The following is a 20,304-nucleotide window of genomic DNA, read 5'->3' as shown; positions in this document are numbered from 1 at the left end:
CTAGGCGCGCAGGCGGAGTCCCTTGGGCGTTGCGCGGAATCCCGCCTCTTGCAGGATCCCGGCCAGTCTCGACCCCAGTGCCACCTCCCCGTCCGCTCGTTGGACCGCCAGTTGCCCCAGCCACCCGTCCCGCACCGCCCGGCTCAACGCCTGCGCCGCCGCGCGCAGGACGTCCTCGTCCTCGCTGAACGACAGCAGCGACCGGCCGCCGCGCTCGACGTACAGCGTCGCCTGGCCGTCCACCAGCACGGTCAGGGCGCCGGACTTGCGGGCGGGTCGGTGCTTGCCCTCGCCCAGCGGGTCGGGCCACGGCAGGGCCGCGCCGTAGGGCTGGGCCGGGTCGGCGGCGGCCAGGACCACCGCCTCCGGTGTGCCCGTGTGCTCTTGGCCCGGTGGACGGGACAGGGCACGCAGACGGTCTACGGCTCCGCGTGCCGCGAACTGGGCCGCGCCCAGCCCTTCGACCACGTAGCCGCGCACGACCTGCCCGGACTCCTCCATCGCGCGCAGCACCCGGTACACGCCGGAGAAACCACCGGTCACCCGCTCGGTGTCCAGCGCGCCCCGGGTCAACACGCCGTGCCGCTCCAGGAACGCCTCCGCCCGCGCGTGCGCCCGCCGGGTCGGATCCGTCGCGGGCACGACCGCCAGCGACCACCGGCCGGCGACCGTGGGCGGACCGGTGCGGCTGGGCATGTCCGGTCGGCCGGCGCGCATCCTCGCGTACCGGCCGCGCGGAGCGGCCCGTTTGGGTTTGTGCGCGGTGCCGCCGCCCGCCACCAGGGCGCGCAGCGGTGACAGGGTGTCGTTGGTGACGACCCCCGCCCACACCAGGTCCCACAGGGCGCCCACGACCTCGCCGTCGGTCGTCGGGCCTTGCAGGGACACGCGGTCGACGACCTGGCGGAAGAACAGCGCCCCGCCCGCCAGCACCTCGACCACGGCCCGGTGCAGCGGCGAGTCCGGCTGGGCCTCCGGCACCAGGTCTGGCAGCAGCAGGTCGGCCACGTCCGCCGGGGCGAGCGCGATCCACCCGTCACCGCCCGCCAGCGACCCGCAGCCGGTCCACGTCACCTCGCCGGACGCGGTCAGCTCGTCCAGCAGCGCCGGGTAGTAGCCGGGCAGCCGGGCGGGCAGCACCAGGGACTCCACCGCGCTGGCCGGCAGCGGCGCACCGGCCAACTGCTCGACCACCGCGTACACGTCGTCCACGGTCGGCGCGGCCCGCAGCCTGCGACCCACGCCGTGCCACGCGGGCAGGAACCGGCCCAACGCCTCCGGTTCCACCGGCTCGACCTCGGCCCGCAACCGCGCCAGCGACGCCCGCCGCAGCCTGCGCAGCACGTCGGCGTCGCAGTACTCGGTGTGCGTGCCGCCCGGCCGCAGTTCGCCGCGCACCAGCCGACCGGTGGCCGCCATGCGTTCCAGCACGCCGGTCACCACCGCGACACCCAGCCCGAACCGCTCCGCCGCCTGCATCGCGGGGAACGGCCCGTGTGTTCGCGCGTACCGGGCCAGCAGGTCACCCAACGGGTCGGCCACCGGCTCGGTGAACGCCTCGGGCACGCCCACCGGCAGCGCCACGCCCAACGCGTCCCGCACCCGGCCCGCGTCCTCGATGGCCAGCACGCGGTCGTCGCCCGCGATGCGCACCCGGATCGCCCGCCGCGCCGCGACCAGCTCGGCCAGCCACTCCGGCCGGACACCGCGGTCCGCCGCTTCGGCCTCGGACAGGTCGCCCAGGAACCGCAGCAGGTCGGCCGCGCCCTCCATGTCCCGGGCATGTCGGTCGGGCGCCAGCCGTTGCAGCGACCGCTCGACCTCCTCGACGACCTCCGGGTCCAGCAGCTCCCGGATCGCCTCGGACCCCAGCAGCTCCGCCAGCAGCGCCGAGTCCAGCGACAGCGCCGCCGCTCGCCGCTCCGCCAGCGGCGCGTCCACCTCGTACAGGAACATCCCGACGTAGCCGAACAGCAGGCTGCGCGCGAACGGCGAGGGCGCCGGTGTCTCCACCTCCACCACCCGCACCCGCCGTGCCCGCACGTCCGCCATCAGCTCGCGCAGTCCGGGCACGTCGTACACGTCCTGGAGGACCTCGCGCATCGCCTCCAGCACCACCGGGAAGCTCTCGTACTTGGCCGCCACGGACAGCAGTTGCGCCGCCCGCTGCCGCTGCTGCCACAACGGTGTCCGGCGCTTCGGGTCGCGCCGGGGGAGCAGCAGGGACCGGGCCGCACACTCCCGGAACCGGGCCGCGAACAACGCCGACCCGCCCACCTCGGCGACCACGACCTGCTCGACCTCCTCGGGGTCGAGCAGCACGTCCTCCGCGCCCGCCACGACCTGCGCGCCGTCGAGGTCTACGGCGTCCGGCAACCGCACCACGATCCCGTCGTCGGAGTGCGCCGCCTGCACCTCGATACCGCGCCGCTCGCGCAGCCGGGCCGCGATGGCCAACGCCCACGGCGCGTTGACCTGCGCCCCGAACGGCGAGTGCACCACCAGCCGCCAGTCGCCCAACTCGTCCCGGAACCGCTCCACCAGCACGGTCCGGTCGTTGGGCACGTGGCGCGTGGCTTCGCGCTGCTCGGCCAGGTACGCCAGCAGGTTGGACGTGGCCCACTCGTCCAGCCCGGCGTCCGCGGCCCGCGCCGTGGCCGTCTCGGTGTCCATCGTGGACACCTCGCGGAGGAACTTCCCCAGCGCCCGCCCCAGTTCCAGCGGACGACCCGGCGCGTCGCCCTTCCAGAACGGCATGCGCGCGGGCTGCCCCGGCGCGGGCACCACGATCACCCGGTCGTGGGTGATGTCCTCGACCCGCCAGGACGACGTGCCGAGCAGGAACGTGTCGCCCACCCGCGACTCGTACACCATCTCCTCGTCCAGCTCGCCCACCCGCGAGCCCGGACCGCGTTCCGACGGCGGTGTCATGACCGCGAACAGGCCGCGGTCGGGGATGGTGCCGCCGGAGGTGACCGCCAGCCGCTGCGACCCCGGCCGGCCGCGCAGCTCTCCGGTGATGCGGTCCCACGTGATCCGGGGCCGCAGCTCGCCGAACTCCTCGCTCGGGTACCGGCCCGCGAGCATGTCCAGCACCGCCTGGAGAGCTGACTCGGGCAACGCGGCGAACGGCGCCGCCCGCCGCACCAACCCGGCCAGTTCCTCGACGGTCCACGGCTCCATCGCCGTCATCGCCACGACGTGCTGCGCCAACACGTCCAGCGGGTTGCGCGGGTACCGCACGGCCTCGATCGCACCGTCCCGCATGCGCTCCGCGACCACCGCGCACGACACCAGGTCGCCCCGGAACTTCGGGAACATCACCCCGCGCGACACCGCGCCCACCTGGTGCCCCGCGCGGCCGACGCGCTGGAGCCCGGACGCGACCGTGGGCGGCGCCTCGACCTGCACGACCAGGTCGACCGAGCCCATGTCGATGCCCAGTTCCAGCGACGACGTGGCCACCACGCACGGCAGCCGCCCCGACTTCAGCTCCTCCTCCACCACGGTCCGCTGCTCGCGCGACATCGAGCCGTGGTGCGCGCGGGCGATCGTGGCCGACCGCTGGGTGGTCAGCCCGGACTGCCCGATCGCCTCGGCGGGGAAGCTCTCCACCTCGGCTTCCTCCTCCGCCAGCTCGTTGAGCCGAGCGGTGAGCCGCTCGGCCAGCCGGCGCGAGTTGGCGAACACGATCGTGGACCGGTGTTCCCGGACCAGTTCCAGGACCCGCCGCTCCACCGACGGCCAGATCGACGCCCGCTGCTCCGCGCCCGCCGCCGACCCGGACACCTCGCCGGTGGGCTCGCCCAACACCGACATGTCCTCGACCGGGACCTCGACCTCCACCTCGATGGTCTTCGCGGCCTTGGGCTGCACGACCCGCACCGGGCGGCCACCGGCGAGGAACGCGCTCACCTCCTCGACCGGCCGGACCGTGGCCGAGAGCCCGATCCGCTGGGCGGGCCGCTCGAGCAGCGCGTCCAGCCTTTCGAGTGACAACGCGAGGTGCGCGCCGCGCTTGGTGCCCGCGACGGCGTGGACCTCGTCGACGATCACCGTCTCGACGCCGCGCAGGGACTCGCGGGCTGAGGAGGTGAGGATGAGGAACAGCGACTCCGGGGTGGTGACCAGCACGTCCGGCGGTCGGCGGGCGAACGCCCGGCGGTCCTCGGCCGGGGTGTCGCCGGTGCGCATGCCGACCGTGGTGGACGGTTCGGGCAGGGACAGGCGGTGCGCGGCCTGGCGGATGCCGGCGAGGGGCGCGCGGAGGTTGCGCTCCACGTCGACGGCCAGGGCCTTGAGCGGGGAGACGTAGAGGACGCGGCAGCGCTTCTTGGGGTCGTCCGGGACCGGGGTGGAGGCGAGCCGGTCCAGGGCCCAGAGGAAAGCAGCCAGCGTCTTGCCGGATCCCGTGGGTGCGATGACCAGGGCGTGCTCTCCAGCCGCAGCCGCCTCCCAGGCACCCACCTGCGCGGAGGTGGGCGCCGCGAAGGCCCCGGCGAACCACTGCCGGGTCGCGGGGGAGAACGCGCCCAAATCTTCCATGCCGACCATCTTGAACCAGGGGTACGACATTTTTCGGTTGTGGCACGATCAGCGCGGTTTCGACTAAGGGGTGAGGCGTGCGAGTCCTGTCCATCGACCTGGGCACTTCCAACACCGTCGCGGTGCTCGCCGCGCACGGCAGGCCGCCCCGGGTTGTCGAGGTGGACGGGTCCGCCACCATGCCCTCCGCCGTCTACTGCGAGGAGGACGGCTCGCTGGTCGTCGGCCGGGACGCCGAGCGCCGCGCCCGCCTGGACCCCTCGCGGTTCGAGCCCAACCCCAAGCGGCGGGTCGACGACGGCATGCTGCTGCTCGGCGAGAACGTCGTCCCGGTCACCGACGCGCTGGCCGCCGTGCTGCGCCGCGTGCTGGAGGAGACGACCCGCCAGCTCGGCGGCGAGACCCTGGACGAGGTCCGCCTGACCCACCCCGCGCAGTGGGGTCCGACGCGCCGCAACGTGCTGCTGTCCGCGGCTCGCCTCGCGGGCGTGACCTGCGACATCGTGCCCGTCCCCGAGCCGGTCGCCGCCGCGTCGCACTACGCCTCGCTGGCCGTGGGCCAGGCGTTGGCCGTGTACGACCTGGGCGCGGGCACGTTCGACGTCGCCATCGTCGGCGCCACCCAGAACGGGTTCACCGTGCTCGCCGAGGACGGCCTGCAAGACCTGGGCGGACTCGACGTGGACCAGGCGCTGTTGGAGCACGTGGGACGCCAGGTGTCCCACCGCGACCCGGCGGGCTGGCAGCGGCTGTTGCGCCCGGAGACCACGGCGGACCGTCGCGCGCGCCGCGCCCTTCAAGAGGACGTGCGGGCCGCTAAAGAGTCGTTGTCGCGGCATGCGCACACCGAGGTGCCGATGCCGGAGCCGTTCGAGGACGTCCTGGTCAACCGGTCGGACCTGGAAGCCCTGATCCGCCCGAGCATGCTGCGCAGCGTGGAGTTGCTGGCGTCCACGATCCGCTCCACGGGCCTGGCGCCCAACCAGCTCGCGGGCATCTACCTGGTCGGCGGGTCGAGCCGGATCCCGCTGGTGGCGACGATGATCGCCGAGCAGGTGCGGGTGGTGCCGACCAGCCTGGACCAGCCGGAGACCGCCGTCGCCCTGGGCGCGCACCACGTGCCCAAGGACGGCATCACGCCGCGCGCCAAGGACCCGGTGAAGGTGTCCAACGAGCCGCCGACGGTGGTCACCAAGCCGGTGACCGGACCCACGCCGGTGCAGAACCCGGCCGTGAGCGGCCCGAACCCCGTGGTCAGCGGCCCGTACCAGGTCAACCCCGGCGTGAGCGGTCCTTACCAGGTCAACCCCGGGGCGAGTGGCCCGTACCAGGTGAACCCGGGCGCCAGCGGTCCCTACCAGGTCAATCCGAACGTGAGCGGTTCCTACCAGGTGAACCCGGCGGTCAGCGGCCCGTACCAGGTGCCGCAGCAGTTCAACTTCCCGAGCGTGTCCCCGCGCGCCCAAGAGAAGAAGAAGGCGAACCCGAAGCTGCTCATCGCGGTCGGTGCGGCTGTGGTGCTCGTGTTGGCCGTCGTCGGCGGCATCTTCGCGTTCAGCGGCCCCGGTGAGCTGACCGCGCAGGACTGCAAGAGCGACACCGCCAAGGACGACAAGGGCTTCACCGAGTGCCTGCGCAGGCTCGCGGGCACGATCCCGGACTCGAGCACGTGCAAGGCGGGCGGTTCGGCGGGCGTGTCGGGCATCGCCGAGATCAAGGGCACGGTCGTCAGCTGCGCCCTCAAGGACGACTACTCGGTGCAGTACGTGCTCACCGAGACCGTCACGGGCGCGCAGCAGAGCGCGGACGCGTTGGCGCGGTCCTTGAAGACGGACATGGTCCAAGCGGAGTGGGGCGGCAACGGCCTCAAGGGCACCTACCGGGCCACCGCGAACGGCGGCGTGGGGCTGCTCGCGTTCACCGCGGACAACCTGCCGCTGCTGGGCATCGTGACCAAGAGCAGCGGTGCCGACGTGAGCGCCGACAACGTCGCCGACTTCTTCGAGAACACCGTTCAGCCTGGTACCTGACCCGGACGGTGGCTGTGGGGCCACCCGCCACCCTGGCACGATCCATGATCATGACCGCGGTGGAAGTGGTGCAGCGCAAGGTGCTGCGCGTGCTGGCGGCGACCCAGGTGCTGGGTGCCGCCGGCGTCACCATCGGTCTCGCGGTGTCGACGTTGCTCGCCGCCGCCCTGTCGGGTTCGAACGCCGTGGGCGGCATGGCGCAGACGGCCGCCGTGGTCGGTGCGGCGGTGTTCGCGGTGCCTGCGGCACGGGTCGCAGCACGGCACGGACGACGGCCGGCGTTGGTGTTCGGCTACACCGCGGGCGCGATCGGCGCGGTGGTGGCCGCGTGCGGCGTGGTGCTCCGGTCGTGGCACGTGCTGCTGATCGCCTTGGTCTTGTTCGGTGCCGCGACCAGCGCGAACCTCGCCGCCCGGTACGCCGGCGCGGACCTGGCCGACCCGCGTCGGAGAGCGCGGTCGGTGGCCGTCGTGGTGTGGGCGGCGACGCTGGGCGCGGTCGCCGGACCGAACCTGGCCGACCCGGCCGGGCGGTTCGCGGTGCAGCTCAGCCTGCCCGTGGGCGCGGGTCCCTACCTGTTGTCGGCGGCGCTGTTCGGGGCGGCGGCCCTGGTGGTGGCGCGGTTCCTGAGGCCGGACCCGCTGGTTGTCGTGCGTGATGCGGCCGTGGCGCCCGCGCACTGCGTCGGGGGAGTGGCCGACACGCGGGGGTCGGGTGCCGTGTGGTGGTCGTTGCCAGGGGGCGCGAAGCTCGCGTTGGGCGGCATCACGCTGTGCCACACGGCGATGGTCGGGCTCATGTCGATGACACCCGTGCACATGGACCACGCGGGGGCGTCGCTGCGGGTCGTCGGGGTGGTCATCAGTGTGCACGTGGCCGCCATGTACGTCGCTAGTCCCTTGTTCGGGTGGATGGCGGACCGGTTGGGTCGTGTGTCGGTGTTGGCCATCGGAGCGGCACTGGTGGTGGCCGCCTCCGGCATCGCGGGCATGGCGCCCTCCCACAACGCGCCGCAGCTCGCGGCCGGTCTGGCGTTGCTGGGTTTCGGCTGGTCGGCGGGCTTGGTGGCGGGGTCGGCGCTGCTCACCGAGTCGGTGGCGGTGGCGGACCGACCGGCCGCACAAGGGCTGTCCGACCTGTGCATGAACGTCGGTGGCGCCGTAGGGGGTGTGGCGGCGGGCGTAGTGGTGACGGCGTGGTCTTATGCCGCCTTGGGGCTCATGGTGGGCTTCACCGCGTTGCCGCTGCTGGTGGTGTGCTTGTTCTCGTCGTTGCAGCGGGTGCGCTGATCAGCGGTTGCGGTTGTTCCACCAGGCGCGCAGACCCACGACGAGAGCGGCTATGAGGCTCGCGAAGATGAGGATCTGACCGATCGGCGACGACAGGCCGGTGGGGTCTTCCATCCTCCGAGATTAGCGCGCGGCGGCGGCACCTCGGGTACTAGCGGTTGACCTGCAACACGAGGTCTTCGGCGGTCAAGGCACGGTCGTCTTCGCCGCGCACCTGCACGCGCACGGACGCTCCGGTGGCGTCGACCACGCGTAGGGGGCCGCCGTCGTTCTGGAGGTGGCGATCGCCCCACTGCATCAGCGCCAGCATCGCGGGCAGCAGGTCGCGGCCCATGTCCGTCAGGACGTACTCGTGCCGTGTGCGCTGGCCGGGCTCCTGGTAGGGGCGCTTCTCGAACACCCCGATGTCGACCAGTTCACGCAGCCTGGCTGACGCTGACGCCTCGGTCACCCCCACGCGCGTGGCGAAGTCGTGGAACCTGGTGGTGCCGTAGAACGCCTCGCGCAGCAGCAGTATCGCGGTGCGGTTGCCGACGACCTCCATCGCCTTGCCGATCGAGCACCGCGTGGCCTGCCAGCGGTCCCGGTCGGCCAGGGGGCCGTCCAAGGTCATCGCCATTCCGCGAGGGTACCACCTGGCTTGTTGTCGCTATAGTCAGGCGGACGGCCCGGCGCGGAAGGTCGCGCGCTAGCCTGGGCGGCGATGCGCACCACGGTGTTCCGCAAGTTGATGGCGAACGAGTTCGGCGAGGTCCGGGCGGAGATGGTGGCCAGGGACCACGTCCTGTCCGCCCTCGGCGGGCGCACCCCCGACCAGGCGCTGGAGGCCGGTCTGCCGGCCAAGGAGATCTGGCTCGCGGTCTGCGACGCCTTCGACGTGCCGGAACACCGCCGGTGACCCGGCGTGTCGGACAAGCGGTCGAACACCTGTTCGGCTATAGTGCCCACCACGACCGGGTGACGCACCCCCGCAGGTGACCCGGCCCCGCCGAAAAATGTCGTACCCCGCCCGTAACGTCGGCCCCGACATCGCAACGGCGAACCCGCAGACTCAACGAGGTGGACTCCAGATGGCACAGGCACCCGACCGGGACAAGGCCCTCGAACTGGCCCTGGCCCAGATCGACAAGCAGTTCGGCAAGGGCTCGGTCATGCGGCTCGGCGAGGAAGGCCGCGCCCCGATCGAGGTGATCCCCACCGGCGCGATCGCGCTCGACGTCGCGCTGGGCATCGGCGGCCTGCCCCGGGGCCGCGTCGTGGAGATCTACGGCCCGGAGTCGTCCGGTAAGACGACAGTGGCGCTGCACGCCGTGGCCAACGCGCAGCGCAACGGCGGCATCGCGGCGTTCGTCGACGCCGAGCACGCGCTGGACCCGGACTACGCGAAGAAGCTGGGCGTCGACACGGACGCGCTGCTGGTCTCCCAGCCCGACACGGGCGAGCAGGCGCTGGAGATCGCGGACATGCTGGTCCGCTCCGGCGCGCTGGACATCCTCGTGATCGACTCGGTGGCCGCGCTGGTGCCCCGTGCCGAGATCGAGGGCGAGATGGGCGACAACCACGTCGGCCTCCAGGCGCGTCTGATGAGCCAGGCGCTGCGCAAGATCACCGGTGCGCTGAACTCCTCCGGCACCACGGCGATCTTCATCAACCAGCTGCGCGAGAAGATCGGCGTCATGTTCGGCTCGCCGGAGACCACGACCGGTGGCAAGGCGCTGAAGTTCTACGCGTCGGTGCGCCTGGACGTGCGCCGGATCGAGACGCTGAAGGACGGCGGCGAGCCGGTCGGCAACCGGACCCGCGTCAAGGTCGTGAAGAACAAGGTCGCGCCGCCGTTCAAGCAGGCGGAGTTCGACATCCTCTACGGCCAGGGCATCTCGCGCGAGGGCTCGCTCATCGACATGGGCGTGGACCAGGGCATCCTGCGCAAGTCGGGTGCTTGGTACACCTACGAGGGCGACCAGCTGGGCCAGGGCAAGGAGAACGCGCGGAAGTTCCTGCGCGAGAACCCCGACGTGGCCAACGAGATCGAGAAGCGGATCAAGGAGAAGCTCGGCATCGGCGCGACACTGGAGGCCGACGACGCCGCGCCCGCCCCGGTCGAGTTCTGATCGCCGGCCGAGTTCCGGAGGGCCGCGCGCCGACGGTGTCCGCGACTGGTGGGGTCGCGGCTCTGGCGGCGGGGTCGCCGGCCGAGTCGGGGGGAGGCGGTGTTGTGGGGAGGCGTGAGCTGTGACCGACGGGTCGTCCGGTGGTCGGGGGCGGTTCGGCGGTTCCCGGCGGCGCGGTCGGTCGGCTGGGGGGTCCTCGGACTCCGCGGAGTCGGCCGCGCCGGTTGACCCGGTCAAGGAACAGCGCAAGGCGACCGACCTCTGCTACGCGCTGCTGGCCGCTCGGGCCCGGACCCGTGTGGAGCTGAAGGACGCACTGCTGCGCAAGGGCATCCGGGAGGAGACGGCCGAGCTCGTGCTCGGCAAGTTCGACCGCGCCGGGCTGATCGACGACGCCGCCTTCGCCGAGGTGTGGGTGCGTTCGCGCCACGAGCACCAGGGGTTGGGGCGGCGGGCGTTGGTGCAGGAGTTGCGGCGCAAGGGCGTGGCCGACGAGGTCGCGGCCGAGGCGTTGGCGGCCGTGGACGACGAGGCCGAGCAGGAGCGGGCACGGGAGTTGGTGCGCAAGAAGCTGCGCACCATGTCCGGGTTGGACCACCAGACGAAGATGCGTCGGCTGGTGGCCGCGCTGGCGCGCAAGGGGTACGCCGAGGGCATGGCGTACCGGGTGGTGCGCGACGAGGTGAAGGCTGAAGGGGAGGCTGATGTGGAGGATTACCTGCCGGAGTGACCGGGGTCGGCCTGCTGGGGTGACCGGGGCCGGCGGGGCGCGCGGGTTGGCTTGAGCTGTGGCGGCAGGCCAGCTGAGCTGGGGCCGGGTGCGCGGGTCTGGCTGAGCTGAGTCCGGGTGCGTGGGCCTCGCCGAGCGGGGGTGGCGTGCGTGAGCCTGGTTGCGGGGCCGGCCGGGGGTTAGTTGCCGGGCTGGTTGGTCAGGCGCCAGAACTGGCGTTTGCCCTCGTCTCGCACGACCACGCCCAGGCGGGCGAGTGCGGTGCGCAGTTCGGTGGCGTCGTCGCCGTCGCTGTTCTTCAGGGCCTTGGCGCGTGCCTTGAGCAGGGCGTTGGCAGCCGGGGGCAGGCCGGGCATGTCCTCGACCCAGCGGCGGAAGTCGTCGCGGTGCGGGTCGGCGTCGAGCCACGGGTAGCCGTGGCTCTGGAAGGCGTCGGCCACGGTCGCGGCGGACAGGTCGTGGGACTCGCGGGCCAGTTCCTCCGAGGAGCGGCCGAGCACGACGAGTTTCTTGTGGTCGAGGAAGACCGCGGAGATCTCGGTGCGGTCGAGGGTGCGGGACTTGCCTCGGCTGGTGAGCGTGAGGGCCTCGTCGGACAGCTCTACGGTGAGGCGCTCGTGCGCGGCCCAGGCGGCGAGGAACAGTCCGATCGCGGCGCCGACGGTCAGGGAACCGGCTGTGGCCCACGGCTCCGGGATGGAGTCGATCAGCGCCAGCGGGCCGCGGAACGGTGTCCAGCGCAGGGACACCAGCCACCCCGCGGCTGCTTGCACGCCCCACAGCAGACCGGCTCCGACGACCGGGAGCCCCACCCACACCAGTCCGACCTGCCAGCCGGGTTCGGCGACCGTGGTCGACCGCATGTTCCACCCCTCCCCGAGTGCGGCCCCAACTTATCGCAGCGCGCATGGCAGGCTGGGCGGGTACCGGGAGCTGGGGGGAAGCGCTGTGAAGCACGTGGTGTGGGACTGGAACGGCACTCTGCTCGACGACACGCACGCCGTGCTGCACGCGGTGAACCAGGTGTGCCGGCGGTACGGCCGTGCGGCGCTCACGCTGGAGGAGTGGCGCGCGGTGTTCAGCCGGCCGCTGATCGCCTGCTACGAAGGAGTCCTGGGGCGCACGCTGTCCGAACAGGACTGGGCGGACATCGACCTCGTCTACCACGTCGAGTACCGGGCGCTGCTGGACACGTGCGGGCTGGCGGCGGGCGTGGACCTGCTGCACCGCTGGTCCGGGACGCAGTCGCTGCTGTCCATGTGGTTCCACGACGAGCTGGTGCCACTGGTCGGGAAGCTGGGGCTGGCGGGGCTGTTCACCCGGGTCGACGGGCTGCGGGTGGACGTGGGCGGCGGGTCCAAGGCCGAGCACCTCGCGGAGCACCTGGAACGGCAAGGGCTCCACGCGCGGGACGTGGTTCTGATCGGTGACGTGGTGGACGACGCCGAGGCCGCGCGGCACGTCGGCGCGCAGGCGGTGTTGGTGACCACGGGGGTGGGGGAGCGGCGGCGGTTGGAGGCGACCGGGATGCCGGTGGTCGACTCGATCCCCGAAGCGCTCGCCCTCATCGCCTGACGGCCGCCGCCTGACGCCCGCCGCCGGAAGTGGGTGGTGGGTGAGCGGAGTGGGCGTGGGAAGGGCCGCGCGAGCGGGAGGGTCGCGAGCGTGGGTGCCTCCCCCGAGCGAAAGGCACCCACGCGGGCGGGTCAGAGGTTGGCGGCGGCCTTGGCCAGGGACTCGATGCGGGTCCAGTCGCCGGCCGCCAGGGCGTCCTTCGGGGTCAGCCAGGAGCCGCCGACACAGCCCACGTTGGGCAGGGCCAGGTACTTCGGCGCGGTCTCCGGGGTGATTCCGCCGGTCGGGCAGAAGCGCAGGCCGGGTAGGGGGCCGGCCACGGACTTGAGGTAGTCCGCGCCGCCCGCCGCCTCCGCCGGGAAGAACTTCAGGGCCGTCAGGCCGCGTTCGGCCAGCTTCATGGCCTCCGACACGGTCGCCGCGCCCGGCAGGAACGGCAGGCCCGTGTCCTCCACCGCGTCCAGCACCCGGTCCGTCGAGCCCGGCGTGACCAGGAACGACGCTCCCGCCTTCAACGCCTGCTCGGCGTGTTCGGGTGCGGTGACCGTCCCCGCGCCCAGCACGATGTCCGGTACCTCGGCCGCGATCCGCTCGATCGCGGGCAGCGCGGCGGGCGTGCGCAGGGTCAGCTCGATGACCCGGATGCCCCCGCGCAGCAGCGCCTGCGCCAGCGGCACGGCGTGGGCCGCGTCGTCCAGCACGACGACGGGGATGACGGGGGACAGCTCCAGCAGGTCCTTGCTGGTGGTCACCGACTTACCTCCTGGTTCAACTGGCCCGCGAAGTGCGAGGCCGCGATGGGTCCGAACACGCTGGCGCCCCGGTCGGCCGGTCCGACGGCCCGGCGCAGCGCGCCGAACAGCTCGCGGCCGGTGCCCGTCCACGCCTGGGCGTCCGGCGGGAAGTCCACCAGGTCGCGCGCGGCCAGCTCGGCCGGGTCCACGAGCGCCTCCAGCGTGCCGGTCTCGGCGTCCACGCGCAGCACGTCGCCGTCGCGCACCCGGGCCAGCGGACCGCCCACGGCGGCCTCGGGCGTGACCTGGATGGCGGCCGGCACCTTGCCAGACGCGCCGGACATGCGGCCGTCGGTGACCAGCGCGACCTTGAAGCCGCGGTCCATGAGCACGCCCAGGGCCGGGGTCAGCTTGTGCAGCTCGGGCATCCCGTTGGCCTGCGGACCCTGCTGCCGCACCACGACCACGACGTCCCGCTCCAGCTCACCGGCCTGGAACGCCGCGCTGAAGTCGTCCTGCGAGGTGAACACCCGCGCCGGCGCCTCCACGACCCGGTGCTCGGACGCGACCGCCGACACCTTGGTCACCGCGCGGCCCAGGTTGCCCGACAGCATTCGCAGGCCGCCGTCCGCCGCGAACGGGTCGGACACGGGCCGCAGCACGTCGGTGTCCAGCGAGTGGTCCGGGCCGTTTCGCCAGGTCAGGGCGCCCTCGATGAGCACGGGCTCCTTGCGGTAGCGGTTCAGGCCGAAGCCCGCCACGGTGTGCACGTCCTCGTGCATCAGGCCCGCGTCCAGCAGCGTCGAGACCAGGAACTGCACGCCGCCGGCGGCCTGGAAGTGGTTGATGTCCGCGCTGCCGTTCGGGTAGACCCGCGCCAGCAGCGGCACCACCGAGGACAGGTCGGCGAAGTCGTCCCAGCTCAGCTCGATGCCCGCCGCCGAGGCGATGGCCACCAGGTGCATGGTGTGGTTGGTCGAGCCGCCGGTGGCCAGCAGCGCGATCACGCCGTTGACCACGGCCTTCTCGTCCACGACCCGGCCGATCGGCGTGTACTCCTCGCCCCGGCTGATCTCGACGGCCCGGCGCGCGGCCTCCTCGGTCAGCGCGCGGCGCAGCTTCGTGCCCGGCGGGACGAAGCTCGCGCCCGGCAGGTGCAGGCCCATGACCTCGACGACGAGCTGGTTGGAGTTGGCCGTGCCGTAGAAAGTGCAGGTCCCGGGGCTGTGGTAGGACGCGGCCTCGGCTTCGAGCAGGTTCTCCCGCGTCGCCTTGCCCTCGGCGAACAGCTGCCGGACCCGCGCCTTCTCCTTGTTCGGCAGGCCCGAGGCCATCGGCCCGGCGGGGACCAGGATCGCGGGCAGGTGCCCGAACGACAGTGCCCCGATCAGCAGGCCCGGCACGATCTTGTCGCACACGCCGAGCAGCAGGGTCGCGTCGAACATGTCGTGCGACAGCGCGATCCCGGTCGCCATCGCGATCACGTCCCGGCTGAACAGGGACAGCTCCATGCCCGCGCGGCCCTGCGTGATGCCGTCGCACATCGCCGGCACCCCGCCGGCGAACTGCGCGATTCCGCCTTGAGCCCGAGCGGCGTCCTTGATCCACCCCGGGTACTCGTGCATCGGCTGGTGCGCCGACAGCATGTCGTTGTAAGCCGACACGATGGCCACGTTCGGGCGACGGAGCGCACGCAGCGCCTCCTTGTCACCACCCGTGATACCCGCGAAACCGTGCGCGAAGTTGGAGCACGCGAGGTCGCGGCGAACCGGACCCTCGGTGTGGGCCGCGGCGAGTTTGTCCAGGTAGGCGGACCGACCGGCGGCGCTGCGGGCGGCGATACGAGCCGTCACTTCGGCGACGACGGGATGCACGCTCATGGTTCGCTGTCTCCCGGGGGTGATCACGGGCCGTGGTGGGGCCCGGTGGGACGGCAGCGCTGGCGTCGCACGGACGGACGTGACAGCACCCACACTATGTCACGACACATGATCGTCACAAAAACGATTCAGTGGTTGAGACGCGACGCGGCGACTTGTGGTGCTTGTCACAAGCCGCCGAAGCGGGCAGAGTCGGCACACGGACCCCCAAGGGAGGTGCTGACCATGACGGCTTCGGAGATCGTGGAACTGCGCCGCGTGCTCGGCCAACTTCGCCAGTGCGTGGGCTCGCTCAGGTCGCGCTACGGCGACGTCGCGTCCGTGCAACGGCTGGCCAACGACGTCGAGCGGATGGACATCGACGCGACGGAGCTGCTCGACCTGGACAGCACACCCCGTCAACGCGAGGCCCCCAGGGTGGAACGGGAGGTCGTCGTCGTGCCCGACACGCCGTACGACCCGAAGCTCTGGCACGACGCCGACGACGAAGGTCTGGGTGGCTACCGCCACACGTGAGCGCAACACAGGCCGGCCCCCGCGATCTCGACGCGGGGGCCGGCTTCGGTTTTTTCCCGACACCGATTGACGTCCCCGCCACAGCGAAGTGGAACCGAGGTGAGGTATGAGGGCGCAGATCGCCCAGCGCACGTTGCGAACGGACCGGTGGTGGCTCCCGCCGCTGGTCACGTTCACCGGCCTGCTGCTGATCTCGATCTACGCGGCGGTGCGCACGTTCATGGGCGACTTCTACTGGGTGGACGACTACCGGTACCTCACGCCCATGTACTCGCCCTGCCTGAGCGAGGAGTGCCTCCCGGCCGCGGCGCACTTCGGCCGGCCGCTGCCGGAGCTGCCCGGGTTCCTGACGCCCCCGGTGGTGATCCTGCCGTTCCTGCTGGGCTTCCGGGTCACCTGCTACTACTACCGCAAGGCCTACTACCGCGCCGCGTGGATGTCCCCGCCCGCCTGCGCGGTCGCCGAACCGCACGGCAAGTACACCGGTGAGACCCGGTTCCCGCTGATCGCGCAGAACCTGCACCGCTACTTCTTCTACGCGGCCTCGATCCTGTTGCTGATCAACGTCTACGACGCGATCTACGCGCTGACCACCGGTCTCGGGCTGGGCAACATCGTGCTGCTGGTGAACGTGGCGCTGCTGGGCGCGTACACGCTGTCGTGCCACTCGTGCCGGCACATCGCGGGCGGTCGGCTCAAGCACTTCTCCAAGCACCCGGTGCGGTACTGGATGTGGACGCAGATCTCCAAGCTCAACGCCAAGCACATGCAGCTGGCGTGGGCGTCTCTGATCTTCGTGTGCGTCACCGACCTTTATGTCGCGCTGGTCGCGTCCGGCGCCATCACCGACCTTCGCATCATCAACTGAGGAGCCTGTTTTGCCCGAGGTGGAACGGCATTCGTTCGACGTGCTCGTGATCGGCGCGGGTGGCGCGGGTCTCCGGGCGGCGATCGAGGCCAGGGAGCACGGGATGCGCACGGCGGTGCTGTGCAAGTCGTTGTTCGGCAAGGCGCACACGGTGATGGCCGAGGGCGGCATCGCCGCGGCGATGGGGAACGTCAACTCCAACGACAGCTGGCAGGTGCACTTCCGGGACACCATGCGCGGCGGGAAGTTCCTCAACAACTGGCGCATGGCCGAGTTGCACGCCAAGGAAGCCCCGGACCGCGTGTGGGAGCTGGAGACCTACGGCGCGCTGTTCGACCGCACCAAGGACGGCCGGATCAGCCAGCGCAACTTCGGCGGGCACGAGTACCCGCGCCTGGCGCACGTCGGCGACCGGACCGGGCTGGAGCTGATCCGGTCGTTGCAGCAGAAGGTCGTGTCGCTGCAACAGGAGGACTTCGCGGCGACCGGGGACTACGAGTCGCGGCTGAAGGTCTTCCAGGAGTTCACCGTCACCGACCTGGTGCAGGACGGCGGCGCGGTGGCCGGCGCGCTCGGCTACTGGCGCGAGTCCGGCCGGTTCGTGCTGTTCGAGGCGCCCGCGGTGGTGCTGGCGACCGGCGGCATCGGCAAGTCGTTCAAGGTGACCTCGAACTCGTGGGAGTACACCGGCGACGGGCACGCGCTGGCGATGCGCGCCGGGGCGTCGCTGATCAACATGGAGTTCATCCAGTTCCACCCGACCGGCATGGTGTGGCCGCCGTCGGTGAAGGGGATCCTGGTCACCGAGTCGGTCCGCGGCGACGGCGGCGTGCTGCGCAACTCCGACGGCAAGCGGTTCATGTTCGACTACATCCCCGAGGTGTTCAAGGACAAGTACGCCGACAACCCCGAGGAAGCCGACCGCTGGTACACCGACCCGGACAACAACCGCCGGCCGCCGGAGCTGCTGCCCCGCGACGAGGTGGCGCGGGCGATCAACTCCGAGGTCAAGGCGGGTCGCGGCACCGAGCACGGCGGGGTGTTCCTGGACGTGTCGACCCGGTTGCCGGCCGAGGAGATCACCCGGCGGCTGCCGTCGATGCACCACCAGTTCAAGGAGCTGGCCGACGTCGACATCACCGCGCAGCCGATGGAGGTCGGGCCGACGTGCCACTACGTCATGGGCGGTGTGCAGGTCGACCCGGACACCGGGGCGTCGTCGGTGCCGGGGCTGTTCGCGGCGGGCGAGGTGTCCGGCGGGATGCACGGCTCGAACCGGCTGGGCGGCAACTCGCTGTCCGACCTGCTGGTGTTCGGGCGGCGCGCCGGGGCGGGCGCGGCGAACTACGTGCTGGGGCTCTCGGACCGGCCGGTGTGCTCGGAGGACGCGGTCGCCGAGGCGCAACGCGTCGCGGTGGAGCCGTTCTCGCGTGAGGGCGGGGAGAACCCGTACACGCTGCACATGGAGTTGCAGCAGGTGATGAACGACCTCGTCGGCATCATCCGCCGCGCCGACGAGATGGAACAGGCGTTGAAGCGGCTGGACGACCTCAAGCGGCGGGCGGAATCGCTGTCGGTCGAGGGGCACCGCCAGTTCAACCCCGGCTGGCACCTGGCCCTGGACCTGCGCAACATGCTGCTGGTCAGCGAGTGCGTGGCGAAAGCGGCGTTGCTGCGCACCGAGAGCCGCGGCGGCCACACCCGGGACGACTACCCGGGCATGGACTCGTCGTGGCGGCAGAAGTTGTTGGTGTGCAAGGTCTCCGACGGCTCGGAGGTCAGCGTGGTCGAGGAGCCGCAGATCCCGATCCGGTCCGACCTGCTGGCCCTGTTCGAGCACAGCGAGTTGCAGAAGTACCTGACCGCCGAAGAACTGGAGGGCTGAGATGGGTTACCAGGGGCGGTTCAGGGTGTGGCGCGGTGATGTGGACGGGGGAGGTCTGGAGGACTTCACCGTCGAGGTGAACGAGGGCGAGGTCGTGCTCGACATCATCCACCGGTTGCAGGCCACCCAGGCCGCGGACCTCGCCGTGCGGTGGAACTGCAAGGCGGGCAAGTGCGGTTCGTGCTCGGCGGAGGTCAACGGCCGGCCGCGGCTGCTGTGCATGACCCGGATGTCGGTGTTCGCGGAGGACGAGGTGGTGACCGTGACGCCGATGCGCACGTTCCCCGTCATCCGCGACCTCGTGACCGACGTGTCGTACAACTACGAGAAGGCGCGGGAGATCCCGGCGTTCCAGCCGCCGAAGGGCGTGGCCCCGGGTGACTACCGGATGTCCCAGGTGGACGTCGAGCGGTCGCAGGAGTTCCGGAAGTGCATCGAGTGCTTCCTGTGCCAGAACACCTGCCACGTCATCCGCGACCACGAGGAGAACAAGGAGTCCTTCTCCGGTCCCCGCTTCCTGATGCGCGTGGCGGAACTGGAGATGCACCCGCTCGACGAGGCCGACCGCGTGCCGGCGGCGCAGGCCGAGCACGGGCTGGGGCTGTGCAACATCACCAAGTGCTGCACGGAGGTCTGCCCGGAACACATCAAGATCACGGACAACGCGTTGATCCCGATGAAGGAACGCGTCGCCGACCGCCGCTACGACCCGATCGTGTGGCTGGGCAACAAGCTGTTCCGGCGGTCCTAAACGCGTTGCGGTCCCTCCTGCGACCGCCGACCCTGGTGCCGTGGACTTCGAGAACGGCACGGCACTGGGATCGGCGGTCGCGGCACACCTGAGGCGGACCCTGGTCAACCCGCGCGTGCGCAACGGCGTGGCCATCGAGCCCGGGTTGACCGACGCCGAGATCGCGGCGGTGGAGGACCGGTTCGGCTTCGAGTTCGCCGACGACCACCGCGCCTACCTCGCCGAGCTGCTGCCGACCGGTGGCGGCTACCCGGACTGGCGCGACGGCGATCCGGACGCGCTGCGCCGCCAGGTGGAGTGGCCGGTCGAGGGCGTCCTGTTCGACGTGGTGGAAAACCGGTTCTGGTACACGCCGTGGGGCGAACGCCCGGCAGCCGACGACGACGCGGTCGCGCTGGCCCGAACCCGCCTGGCCGAGGTGCCGCGCATGGTCCCCGTCTCCGGGCACCGCTGCCTACCTGGCGGACGCGGCACGTTCGGCTACCCCGTGCTGTCGATGTACCAGACCGACATCATCCACTACGGGGGGAACCTGCTGCACTACTTCGGCGGGCCGGGCCCAGCGCCGCACACGGCTCACGCGCGGCCGATCCCGTTCTGGGACGACCTGGTCGATTTCGGCAGCGAACTGCTGGTGCGCGGGAACGACGACTGAGCGCGCGTCGTCGCGAGTGCGGCCTTGAACTCGCTCACGACCTCCACGGCGAACCCGCGTCGTGTCACCCCGAGGTGGCGCAACGCGGGGCCGTGGTCCCAGCACACCGCGGCCAGTGCGCCGAGCAGCAGGAACCACCAGACCACGTGCGCCGGGCGGGGGATCTCGCCGCGCAGGCGCAGGCAGTGGAACGGGACGTGGCGGCGTTCGTCGGCGAGGATGCGGCCGGCGACTTCCGAGGTGAGGGAGTCGGGGGAGCCGTCGCGCAGCGCGCGGTAGTACGCCAGCGCCACGACTTCCGCGATCAGCAACACCATCAGTTCGAGCCGCAGCCCCAGCGCCCGCCGCAGCCGCACGAACACCGCGTCGCTCCAGTGGCTGTCGAGGGTCGTCGCTCCGGCGGACCGCAGTAGCAGCGCCAGCATCCGGGCGTGGTTCTGCTCCTCCGCCACGAACATCCGCACGGCCTTCGCGTAGACCGGGTCACCGGCAGCCTTGGCGATCAGGTTGGCCCCGTCCCCGGCCTCCCCGACCTGGAACCGCTGCACACTGGCCACCACGGCGGGCGCCATCACGGCACGCTGCCCGAAGTCGGGGTCCCCGTCGCGCTGCCGCTTCCGCGCCTGGTCCTCGAAGTCGGCGACCCACTCGGTGAACGCGTTCACGTCCGCTCCTCTCGTCCTGGTGTGGGGACGGGTGGAGCGGGGGTCGCGTTGCCGGATCCGTGTGGAGATC

At 71.7% G+C, this 20,304-nt stretch carries 17 protein-coding genes; 11 read left to right on the top strand and 6 right to left on the bottom strand.

The window, feature by feature from the left end; genetic code table 11:
* Positions 1–4,545 (bottom strand): ATP-dependent helicase, encoded by a 4,545-nt coding sequence (locus tag WBN91_RS22630; RefSeq protein WP_337726064.1) that lies wholly within the window; start codon positions 4,543–4,545, stop codon positions 1–3.
* 77 nt (positions 4,546–4,622) lie between these two features.
* On the opposite strand from WBN91_RS22630, the gene WBN91_RS22625 reads away from it, so the two are divergent.
* Together WBN91_RS22625 and WBN91_RS22620 are read left to right on the top strand one after the other, a co-directional pair.
* On the top strand, positions 4,623–6,575 hold the full coding sequence (locus tag WBN91_RS22625) for an Hsp70 family protein (RefSeq protein ID WP_337726065.1): 1,953 nt from the start codon (positions 4,623–4,625) through the stop codon (positions 6,573–6,575).
* 50 nt (positions 6,576–6,625) lie between these two features.
* Entirely contained in the window at positions 6,626–7,864 is a 1,239-nt protein-coding gene (locus WBN91_RS22620) for an MFS transporter (RefSeq protein WP_337726066.1), read from the top strand.
* A 151-nt stretch (positions 7,865–8,015) separates the two neighbouring features.
* On the opposite strand, the gene WBN91_RS22615 is transcribed toward WBN91_RS22620, so the two are convergent.
* Positions 8,016–8,483 carry a winged helix-turn-helix transcriptional regulator gene (locus WBN91_RS22615; protein WP_337726067.1) on the bottom strand — a complete coding sequence of 156 codons (468 nt, stop codon included), beginning with the start codon at positions 8,481–8,483 and terminating at the stop codon, positions 8,016–8,018.
* Positions 8,484–8,567: 84 nt separating this feature from the next.
* Here WBN91_RS22615 and WBN91_RS22610 point away from each other — a divergent pair, with 84 nt between their 5' ends.
* From WBN91_RS22610 to WBN91_RS22600, 3 genes are all read left to right on the top strand, one after another.
* Positions 8,568–8,762 (top strand): DUF3046 domain-containing protein, encoded by a 195-nt coding sequence (locus WBN91_RS22610; protein ID WP_337726068.1) that lies wholly within the window; start codon positions 8,568–8,570, stop codon positions 8,760–8,762.
* 172 nt (positions 8,763–8,934) lie between these two features.
* Positions 8,935–9,975, top strand: a complete 1,041-nt coding sequence (recA, locus tag WBN91_RS22605) for a recombinase RecA (protein ID WP_337726069.1) — start codon at positions 8,935–8,937, stop codon at positions 9,973–9,975.
* Positions 9,976–10,096: 121 nt separating this feature from the next.
* Complete coding sequence (locus tag WBN91_RS22600) at positions 10,097–10,705, top strand: regulatory protein RecX (protein ID WP_443217774.1); 609 nt, start codon at positions 10,097–10,099, stop codon at positions 10,703–10,705.
* Positions 10,706–10,884: 179 nt separating this feature from the next.
* On the opposite strand, the gene WBN91_RS22595 is transcribed toward WBN91_RS22600, so the two are convergent.
* Positions 10,885–11,568 (bottom strand): YqeB family protein, encoded by a 684-nt coding sequence (locus tag WBN91_RS22595; protein WP_337726070.1) that lies wholly within the window; start codon positions 11,566–11,568, stop codon positions 10,885–10,887.
* An 85-nt stretch (positions 11,569–11,653) separates the two neighbouring features.
* On the opposite strand from WBN91_RS22595, the gene WBN91_RS22590 reads away from it, so the two are divergent.
* Entirely contained in the window at positions 11,654–12,280 is a 627-nt protein-coding gene (locus WBN91_RS22590) for an HAD family hydrolase (RefSeq protein WP_337726071.1), read from the top strand.
* A 131-nt stretch (positions 12,281–12,411) separates the two neighbouring features.
* On the opposite strand, the gene eda is transcribed toward WBN91_RS22590, so the two are convergent.
* Together eda and edd are read right to left on the bottom strand one after the other, a co-directional pair.
* A complete protein-coding gene (gene eda / locus WBN91_RS22585) occupies positions 12,412–13,032 on the bottom strand; it encodes a bifunctional 4-hydroxy-2-oxoglutarate aldolase/2-dehydro-3-deoxy-phosphogluconate aldolase (RefSeq protein WP_337726072.1) in 621 nt (206 codons plus the stop codon).
* Positions 13,029–14,894 (bottom strand): phosphogluconate dehydratase, encoded by a 1,866-nt coding sequence (edd, locus tag WBN91_RS22580; protein WP_337726073.1) that lies wholly within the window; start codon positions 14,892–14,894, stop codon positions 13,029–13,031. Before edd ends, eda begins: the two co-directional genes overlap by 4 nt.
* A 225-nt stretch (positions 14,895–15,119) precedes the next feature.
* On the opposite strand from edd, the gene WBN91_RS22575 reads away from it, so the two are divergent.
* The 5 genes from WBN91_RS22575 to WBN91_RS22555 all read left to right on the top strand — a co-directional run bounded on the left by WBN91_RS22575 (position 15,120) and on the right by WBN91_RS22555 (position 19,569).
* The gene (locus WBN91_RS22575) at positions 15,120–15,410 is read left to right on the top strand and encodes a hypothetical protein (protein ID WP_121221819.1); all 291 of its coding nucleotides are present in this window, start codon (positions 15,120–15,122) and stop codon (positions 15,408–15,410) included.
* A gap of 106 nt (positions 15,411–15,516) precedes the next feature.
* Complete coding sequence (locus tag WBN91_RS22570; protein WP_337726074.1) at positions 15,517–16,278, top strand: hypothetical protein; 762 nt, start codon at positions 15,517–15,519, stop codon at positions 16,276–16,278.
* A gap of 10 nt (positions 16,279–16,288) precedes the next feature.
* On the top strand, positions 16,289–18,163 hold the full coding sequence (locus WBN91_RS22565; RefSeq protein WP_337726075.1) for a fumarate reductase/succinate dehydrogenase flavoprotein subunit: 1,875 nt from the start codon (positions 16,289–16,291) through the stop codon (positions 18,161–18,163).
* A gap of 1 nt (position 18,164) precedes the next feature.
* Positions 18,165–18,914: a succinate dehydrogenase/fumarate reductase iron-sulfur subunit gene (locus WBN91_RS22560; protein WP_337726076.1), complete on the top strand. Its 750-nt coding sequence runs from the start codon at positions 18,165–18,167 to the stop codon at positions 18,912–18,914.
* Between the two features lie 40 nt (positions 18,915–18,954).
* A complete protein-coding gene (locus WBN91_RS22555) occupies positions 18,955–19,569 on the top strand; it encodes a hypothetical protein (RefSeq protein WP_337726077.1) in 615 nt (204 codons plus the stop codon).
* On the opposite strand, the gene WBN91_RS22550 is transcribed toward WBN91_RS22555, so the two are convergent.
* Entirely contained in the window at positions 19,491–20,234 is a 744-nt protein-coding gene (locus tag WBN91_RS22550) for a ferritin-like domain-containing protein (protein WP_337726078.1), read from the bottom strand. The genes WBN91_RS22555 and WBN91_RS22550 overlap by 79 nt on opposite strands.
* Positions 20,235–20,304 lie beyond the last annotated feature (70 nt).

The sequence above is a fragment of the Saccharothrix sp. CCNWYY140 genome, assembly GCF_037401995.1.
Taxonomy (GTDB): domain Bacteria; phylum Actinomycetota; class Actinomycetes; order Mycobacteriales; family Pseudonocardiaceae; genus Actinosynnema.
The sequence above is the reverse complement of the archived record's forward strand: the minus strand, read 5'-3'. Positions and strand labels throughout refer to the sequence as shown.